The 2,617-nt window shown below is 60.3% G+C and carries 1 protein-coding gene and 1 pseudogene; both read right to left on the bottom strand.

Annotated features, from left to right (window positions below):
* A partial coding sequence (locus AC1D0P_RS24950) for a 2-isopropylmalate synthase (RefSeq protein WP_477679192.1) occupies positions 1-909 on the bottom strand: 909 nt, incomplete at its 3' end.
* Positions 910-929: 20 nt separating this feature from the next.
* Positions 930-2,517: pseudogene (locus tag AC1D0P_RS24945) on the bottom strand (2-isopropylmalate synthase).
* Positions 2,518-2,617 lie beyond the last annotated feature (100 nt).

The following is a 2,617-nucleotide window of genomic DNA, read 5'->3' as shown; positions in this document are numbered from 1 at the left end:
GTCCTGGTGGATGCCCGAGGCATGCGCGAACGCATTGGCGCCGACCACGGCTTTATTAGGCTGCACCACAAAACCGGTGGTCTGGCTCACCATGCGGCTGGCCGCCAGGATGTGCTGCGTGTCTATACCCAGGTCAAGGCCGAAATAATCCTTGCGGGTTTTGAYGGCCATCACCACTTCTTCCAGCGAGCAGTTGCCGGCGCGCTCGCCCAGGCCGTTGATGGTGCATTCCACCTGCCGCGCACCACCGATCTTCACGCCGGCCAGGGAGTTCGCAACCGCCATGCCCAAATCGTTGTGGCAATGCACAGACCAGACGGCCTTGTCGCTGTTGGGGATGCGTTCACGCAAGTCCTTGATGAAGTTGCCGTAGAGCTCGGGAATGGCATAGCCCACGGTGTCGGGCACGTTGATGGTGGTCGCGCCTTCCTTAATGACGGCCTCCAGCACACGGCACAGGAAGTCCGGATCGGAGCGATAACCGTCTTCCGGGCTGAATTCGATGTCGCCCATCAGGTTTTTGGCAAAACGCACCGAGAGCTTGGCCTGCTCGAATACCTGGTCGGGCGTCATGCGCAGCTTCTTTTCCATGTGCAGCGCGCTGGTCGCCAGAAAGAGGTGCAGACGCCCGGAGGCTGCCGGCTTCAAGGCCTCGGCGGCGCGGGAAATGTCCCTGTCGTTGGCGCGGGCCAGCGAGCAGACGGTGGCGTCCTTGATGACTTCCGAAATGGCTTTCACGCATTCGAAGTCGCCGTTGGAACTGGCAGCAAAACCGGCCTCGATCACGTCGACTTTCAGGCGCTCCAGCTGGCGAGCAATCCGCAGCTTCTCATCCCGGGTCATGGACGCGCCGGGCGACTGCTCGCCGTCGCGCAGGGTGGTGTCGAAAATAATGAGTTTGTCGGTCATGGTGGGCTCCTGAAGAATTTTTAGATGGACGGGGCCAAAGCGGCACAAGACGTATTTTCGCTGCAAGGAGCGCGCATTTGCGCACGCTGCCATCCAGACAGGATTCCCTTGAAGGAAGCCAAGACGATGTTCGCGTCCATGCCGACGCCAAACACCGTATGCCGTTCGTCGATGCGCAGCTCAAGGTAGGCCACAGCGCGGGCATCGGCCCCCGAGCCCAGGGCGTGCTCATGGTAGTCCAGCACGCGTACCGTCGTGCCCAGCGCCTCGTTCAAGCCGTTCACGAAGGCCTCAATGGGCCCAGCGCCCTGCCCCGTAATCTGTTGCGTTGCACCGGCCATTTGCACCTGCGCCGTCAAGGCCACGCCACCCGCCGATACGGCTTGCTGCACCTGAGGTGCCTTGGTGCTGGCCAAACCGTATTCCTCTTCGAACAACTGCCACAGGTCTTGTGCCGTCAACTCCTTGCCCGCGTTGTCCATAACGGCTTGGACGGCCTGGCTGAACTCGATCTGCAGGCGGCGCGGTAATTCGAGGCCGTATTCGCTTTCCAGCAAATACGCGATGCCGCCTTTGCCCGACTGGCTGTTGACGCGAATCACCGCCTCATAGCTGCGTCCCAGATCTTTGGGGTCGATGGGCAGATAGGGGACCGCCCAGGCGGCATCCTCCTTTTGAACGGCGAACGCTTTTTTGATGGCGTCCTGATGCGTACCTGAAAACGAGGTGTAGACCAGCTCGCCGACATAGGGATGGCGCGGGTGCACCGGCAACTGGTTGCAATGCTCCACCGTACGGCGGATCTCGTCGATATTGGAGAAGTCAAGATTAGGCGCCACACCCTGGGTGTACAGGTTGAGTGCCACATTGACGATGTCGAGGTTGCCGGTGCGTTCACCGTTGCCAAACAGGCAGCCTTCTACGCGCTGCGCGCCGGCCATCAACGCCAATTCAGCCGCCGCCACACCGGTACCGCGATCATTGTGGGGATGTACCGACAACACCACCGAGTCTCGCCTTGCGATGTGCCGATGCATCCACTCGATCATGTCGGCAAAAACGTTGGGCGTTGAATGCTCAACGGTGGTTGGCAGGTTGATGATGCAAGGATGGTCGGCCGTGGGCTGCCACACTTCGGTGACGGCATCGACCACTCGCCTGGAAAATGCCAACTCCGTGCCGGAAAAGTGTTCGGGCGAATACTGGAAAGTCCGAGGTGGCGTTGTACAAATGCACGATCACTCGCCTGGCGCCCACCACCGCTTCCATCGTGCGCCGTATCAACGGCTCCTTGGCGGGCGTCATCACCTGGAGCGTGACATCGTCGGGAACCATGTCGTTGTCGATCAGGTGGCGTACGAAATCGAACTCAACCTGCGATGCAGCCGGAAAACCAACCTCGATCTCCTTGAAACCGATCCGCAGCAACTGTCCGTACATCCGCAGCTTGCGCGCAATGTCCATAGGCTCAATCAGCGCCTGGTTGCCGTCGCGCAGGTCGGTGCTGAGCCAGACAGGCGCTTGTGTCAGAACAGCGTCGGGCCAGGTGCGGCCTTGCAAGGCAATGGGTGCGAAAGCGGGGTACTTGCTGCTGGGTTGCTTCAACATGGTTTTCCTCTCGAATCAAAAACCAGCAACCCCAAGAAAAAACGGCCCGTTGCTGGTGCAAACGGGCCGTTGAATCAGGTGTACGCGTGCGCTACCGTCT

The sequence above is a fragment of the Polaromonas sp. P1_G2 genome (assembly GCF_056405515.1).
Note: the sequence above shows the minus strand (reverse complement) of the source record. Positions and strands in the feature narration are given on the sequence as shown.